Annotated in this window: 5 protein-coding genes and 1 pseudogene; 4 read left to right on the plus strand and 2 right to left on the minus strand. The window is 61.8% G+C overall.

Annotated elements, in window-relative coordinates:
* Positions 1 to 138: 138 nt before the first annotated feature.
* Complete coding sequence (locus tag HXW87_RS14730; RefSeq protein ID WP_239776432.1) at positions 139 to 801, plus strand: GNAT family N-acetyltransferase; 663 nt, start codon at positions 139 to 141, stop codon at positions 799 to 801.
* On the opposite strand, the pseudogene HXW87_RS14735 reads toward HXW87_RS14730, so the two are convergent.
* Positions 756 to 1,598, minus strand: a pseudogene (locus tag HXW87_RS14735) (extracellular solute-binding protein); the annotation flags it as partial. The gene HXW87_RS14730 and the pseudogene HXW87_RS14735 sit on opposite strands and share 46 nt — an antisense overlap.
* Positions 1,599 to 1,709: 111 nt before the next feature.
* Here HXW87_RS14735 and HXW87_RS14740 point away from each other — a divergent pair.
* Positions 1,710 to 2,489: a LuxR C-terminal-related transcriptional regulator gene (locus tag HXW87_RS14740; protein WP_239776433.1), complete on the plus strand. Its 780-nt coding sequence runs from the start codon at positions 1,710 to 1,712 to the stop codon at positions 2,487 to 2,489.
* A 132-nt stretch (positions 2,490 to 2,621) separates the two neighbouring features.
* Here HXW87_RS14740 and HXW87_RS14745 read toward each other — a convergent pair whose 3' ends face one another.
* Positions 2,622 to 3,563, minus strand: a complete 942-nt coding sequence (locus HXW87_RS14745) for a class I SAM-dependent methyltransferase (protein WP_239776434.1) — start codon at positions 3,561 to 3,563, stop codon at positions 2,622 to 2,624.
* Positions 3,564 to 3,762: 199 nt separating this feature from the next.
* On the opposite strand from HXW87_RS14745, the gene HXW87_RS14750 reads away from it, so the two are divergent.
* Both HXW87_RS14750 and HXW87_RS14755 read left to right on the plus strand, forming a co-directional pair.
* The gene (locus HXW87_RS14750) at positions 3,763 to 4,176 is read left to right on the plus strand and encodes a response regulator (RefSeq protein WP_041062997.1); all 414 of its coding nucleotides are present in this window, start codon (positions 3,763 to 3,765) and stop codon (positions 4,174 to 4,176) included.
* Positions 4,177 to 4,254: 78 nt separating this feature from the next.
* Positions 4,255 to 4,923, plus strand: coding sequence for an HAD-IA family hydrolase (locus HXW87_RS14755; protein ID WP_239776435.1), 669 nt, complete (start codon positions 4,255 to 4,257; stop codon positions 4,921 to 4,923).
* The last annotated feature ends 141 nt before the right edge of the window (positions 4,924 to 5,064 follow it).

Below are 5,064 nucleotides of genomic sequence, written 5' to 3' on the forward strand. Positions count from 1 at the left end.
TGTAGGAGCTGCCGCAGGCTGCGATCTTTTGATCTTGCTTCTATAAAGCCAAAAGATCGCAGCCTTCGGCAGCTCCTACACAGAGCAGGCGTCGGGACAGGGTATGATGGCGCGGTTTTTCGCCGGAGTTCACCCGTCATGTCACGTATCACCCACTACAAAACCCCATGCCCCGAAAGCGTCAACAGCCAGATTCTGCAACTGGTGGTCGATTACTTGACCGACATCAGCGCGGTCGGTCTTGGCCCGAGCAACCTGCTGTACAACGTCTATCAGTACGCGGTCGGTTATGAGGTGCATCTGTATCTGGAGGCGCTGAACGGTGAGAAGGGCACCGAGGTGGAGTTGTTGGTGGCGACGGCTGAGGATGATCCGGAGCAGGTCACCGGTTTCCTCTTGTACCTGCCGGTGCAGGGCGACTGGGAAGCGTGCAGCGTTGCCTACATGGCCGTGCGTGAAGGCTATCGGCGCCAGGGCGTGGCGCGGGCGATGATCGGCGAGATGGTCAGCCGTTACCCGCATGCCGAACTGACCTGCAGTGTCGGCAAGGTGCCGTATTTCGAAGCGCTGGGGTTCGAGGTGATCGGCGCTCGCGAAACCCAGGTGCTGATGAGCACCCGGCATTACCGCAGCAACGGCCTGCGCGGTTTTATCGACACCACACCGATCTACCGCTCGCTGGAAGTGCAGCAGATCCACACCTACCTGCTGCAGAAAAACGGCAAGCGCGCGATGCTCGATGCCGAGAAGCAGCCCAGCGTGTCGAACCACACCGGCGCGCCTTCCTTGGGCAGGCTGTAGGCGATCTTCACACCGTTGTTGGCCTGCTCGGCGTTGGTCTTGGCTTCGAGCATTGCCCCGGACCAGCCCACCGCCACGCAGATGTTGCCGTTGGACAGGTCACTGATGAATTTCGACGAGTTGAAGTAGGCAATGTGCGGGCGCAACTTGAGCAGCAGCGCTTCGGCTTTCTGATAATCCTCGGGATTGGTGCTGTTGGGCGGCAACCCGAGGTAGTGCAGGGCCACCGGGAGCATTTCCGATGGCGAGTCGAGCATCGCCACCCCGCACTGTCCAAGCTTGGCGAGGTTCTCTTCCTTGAATACCAGGTCCCAGGAATCCAGCGGCGCCTTGTCGCCGAGGGCGGCGCGCACCTTGTCGACGTTGTAGCCGATGCCGTTGGTGCCCCACAGATAAGGCACGGCGTATTGATTGCCGGGGTCGTTGTTGGCCAGTTTGCTCAGCAGATCGCTGTCCAGATTCTTCCAGCCCGGCAGTTGATCGCGCGGCAGCGGGGCGAGGGCGCCGGCCTTGATCAGCGTCGGCAGGCTGAAGTTGCTCGCCACCACCACGTCGTAACCGCTGCGGCTGGTCAACAGTTTGCCTTCGAGCACTTCGGCACTGTCGAAGGTGTCGTAAACCGGCTGAATACCGCTGTCGCGCTTGAAATCAGCCAGGGTCGTGGGGCCGATGTAGTCGTACCAGTTGTAGACGTGCACGCTCGGTGCGTCGGCGGCACTGGCAGCGAATGTGACGCCCAGACAGGCGAGCAGGCCAAGGTTGATGCCCCGGTTGATATAGCCACGACGACAACGCATGATGCGGCACTCCTGGCCTGCGGCAGGCCGGTGATTGACAGGAGTGCTCAGCCTATCGGGGCGGGCGCGCCTGACCCATTCCCATCATGGGTTACACAAAAGGGGTAGTGCGTGGACGCGTTGTTGCAGGAGTTGCCGGTGCATCAAAGTCTGGCGCGGGTGTTTGCCGCCGTCGGCCAGGACGCTTTCTGGCGTGCGCTGGTGGACACGCTGCGGCTGCTGGTGCCGCTGGACAACGCGTTGGTGGCGCTGATGAAGGCGGGGCAGGCGCCGCAGTTGCTGATCGACTTCGACAGCAAGGGCCGCGCCGACGAGCAGGAAGAGCTGGCCAGCTACAGCGCCGGGATGTACCTGCTTGATCCGTTCTACCAAACCGCCTCGACCGGCATCGCCGATGGCCTGCACAGTCTGGCTTCGGTGGCGCCGGATCAGTTTCTGCACAGCGAGTATTACCAGAGCTACTTTCGCTCGGTGGTCGGTGAGGACGAGTTGCAGTTCATGATCAACGTCGAGGGCGGTGTACTGGGCCTGTCGCTGGGGCGCTCGACGGCTTTCGATCTGGTCGAGCAGGGCCGTCTGTTGTGCGTGCGCGACTGGGTGCTGGCGGCGATGCGCCGTCACGTGCAGCTATTGCCGCCGCAAGGGACCGGCACCGAGCCGCTGGCGGGGGATCTGGCGACGCTGCTTGATCGCTTCGACGCGCGTCTGACCCTGCGCGAAGTCGACACCGCGCGGCTGATTCTGCAAGGGTTCTCCAGCAAGGCCATCGCCCAGCAGATGGGAATTTCGCCGGAGACGGTGAAGGTTCATCGGCGCAATCTCTATCACAAGCTCAACGTGAACGGGCATGGTGAACTGTTTGCGCTGGTGTTGCGTCCACCCATTTCCTGACCCACCAAACCCCTGTGGGAGCTGGCTTGCCAGCGATGAGGGCGGCACAGCTGACATCCTCGTTACGAGAAACACCGCCATCGCTGGCAAGCCAGCTCCCACAGGGATCAGCGGTGTTGGCGGGGTGTCAGGTCAATCGAGACGTTTGAACACCAGCGCCTTCAGGCCGCTCTCGGGATCGACATCCGGAAACTCCGGCGGATTCTCCAGCCGCTGCTCAAAGCGCAGACTTGGCGCCTCCTGAGTCACGCCATCAATCAAAAAGTCCGAACCCAACGACGGATCATTCATGCACGCCAGCACCGTGCCGTCTGCCGTGAGCAATTCCGGCAAACGACGCAGCACCCGCTGGTAATCCTTGGTCAGCAGGAAACTGCCTTTCTGGAATGATGGCGGGTCGATGATCACCAGGTCGTACGGGCCGCTGTTGATCACCTTGCCCCAGGACTTGAACAGGTCGTGGCCGAGGAAGCTCACCTTGCTCAGGTCATGCCCGTTCAAGCGGTGATTGTCGCGACCACGGCTCAGCGCGGCGCGGGACATGTCGAGGTTGACCACATGGCGGGCGCCACCTTCGATCGCCGCCACGGAAAACCCGCAGGTGTAGGCGAACAGGTTCAGCACGCGTTTGCCCGCCGCTTGTTCACGCACCCAGTTGCGCCCGTAACGCATGTCGAGAAACAGCCCGGCGTTCTGCTTGCGGCCCAGATCGACGCGGTATTGCAAGCCGCCCTCGACGATGCTCATCTCGTCGATGGCATCCCCCAGCAACCATTCGGCGGTGCTTTGCGGCAAATAGCGATGTTGCAGCAGCAGGGTGTGGGCGCCGGACTGCAGCCACTCGGCCGAGGTGCTGAGGTCGAGCAGCACGTGCTTGAGCGCTTCGAGCTGTTCCGGTGCCGGTTCCTTGAACAGCGAGACCAGCACCACGCCTTGCAGCCAGTCCACTGTCAGTTGCTCCAGCCCCGGCCAGCAACGTCCACGACCATGGAACAGGCGACGGGTTTCGCTCGGTGCGGCCGCCAGTGCAGGCAACAAGTGGGCGCGGAGGGTGGCGAGGGCTTCAGGGTTCATCAGTCACGGTCGGCAAGCAAAAGGGCCGGCATTTTAACCACAAAAGCCGCCTGACGAACGCCCGACAGCCAAGGCCATTGACCACTGTTAAGAAAAGACCTGTATCAAAAATGAATTTATGCAGGGCGCGCTGCTCATACCTGATAAGCAGCGGATTTGAGCCGCTAAGTCGTTAATGCAATTCAGGGAGTGCCAGTTCATGAGTCCAACACCGACGCCGAGCGCGCACCTTCCTGGCGGGTTGATTCTGGTGGTTGAGGACGACCCGTTGATTCTGGAATTTCTCTGCGAAATTCTTCAGGAGGAAGGTTTCAAGGTCGAGCCGCAAACCAGTGCGGATGCCGCCAAGCTGTATCTGGAAGCGCACGCGCCGGAAGTCGCGCTGCTGCTGACCGACATCACCATGCCCGGTGAAATCAACGGCGCGGGGCTGGCCAATCTGGTCGGCGAACGCTGGCCGGACAAACCGGTGATGGTCATGTCCGGTTATGAAACGCCGGAGACCTCCGGGGTCAAGCACCCGGTGGCGTTCATCAAAAAGCCCTGGGCCATCGGCCAGTTGCTCGATTGTGTCGACAGCGCGTTCAAGTCCAAGGCCGCGCGTCTGCACTGAGTCTTCGGGTCGAATCGCCGGGCAAAAATGCTACATTGCCCGGCCAATCCGCCCAGTTCTGTCAAAGGATGCGACCTTTTGTCTGCTCACGATAACGTCTTCGATCGCGCGTTCGGCGCGTTCCTGTTCGACATGGACGGCACCGTCCTCAATTCCATTGCCGCTGCCGAGCGCGTCTGGGCGGCGTGGGCCGAGCGCCACGGCGTGGATGTCCAAACGTTTCTGCCGACCATCCATGGCGCCCGCGCCATCGACACCATCCGCCGGCTGAACCTGCCGGGGGTTGATGCCGAGGCGCAAGCGGCGTTCATCGCGCAGGCGGAAATCGATGATGTCGAAGGGATTGTGCAGATTCCCGGGGCCGCGGCGTTTCTCGACAGCCTGCCTGCGCAGCGTTGGGCCATGGTGACCTCGGCGCCTCGGGATCTGGCGTTGCGCCGCATGGCGGCGGCGGGGATTGCCGAGCCTGCGGTAATGGTTACCGCTGAGGATGTGACGGCAGGCAAGCCCGATCCGGCCGGTTATCGTCTGGCCGCGCAGCGTCTGGGGCTTGATCCCGCCGATTGCCTGATTTTCGAAGACGCCACCGTCGGCATCCAGGCTGCTGAAGCGGCCGGAGCGGCGCTGATGATCATCACCACAACGCACCAGCATCCGCTCGACACCCGCCACGCGACGATCGACAGTTATGAGTCGCTGAGCGTCACCGCCAACAGCCAAGGCCAACTGCACCTGCGAAAGACCTGACACCACCGATTCCCTGTAGGAGCTGCCGCAGGCTGCGATCTTTTGCCTTTGATTTTCAAAAGCAAGGTCAAAAGATCGCAGCCTTCGGCAGCTCCTGCGGGGTCAGTAGACGCCCGGTAACAAGCGCCAGCTACGTGCGCA

The organism is Pseudomonas sp. Y5-11, from assembly GCF_022368695.1.
In the GTDB taxonomy this organism is placed as follows: Bacteria; Pseudomonadota; Gammaproteobacteria; order Pseudomonadales; family Pseudomonadaceae; genus Aquipseudomonas; species Aquipseudomonas parakoreensis.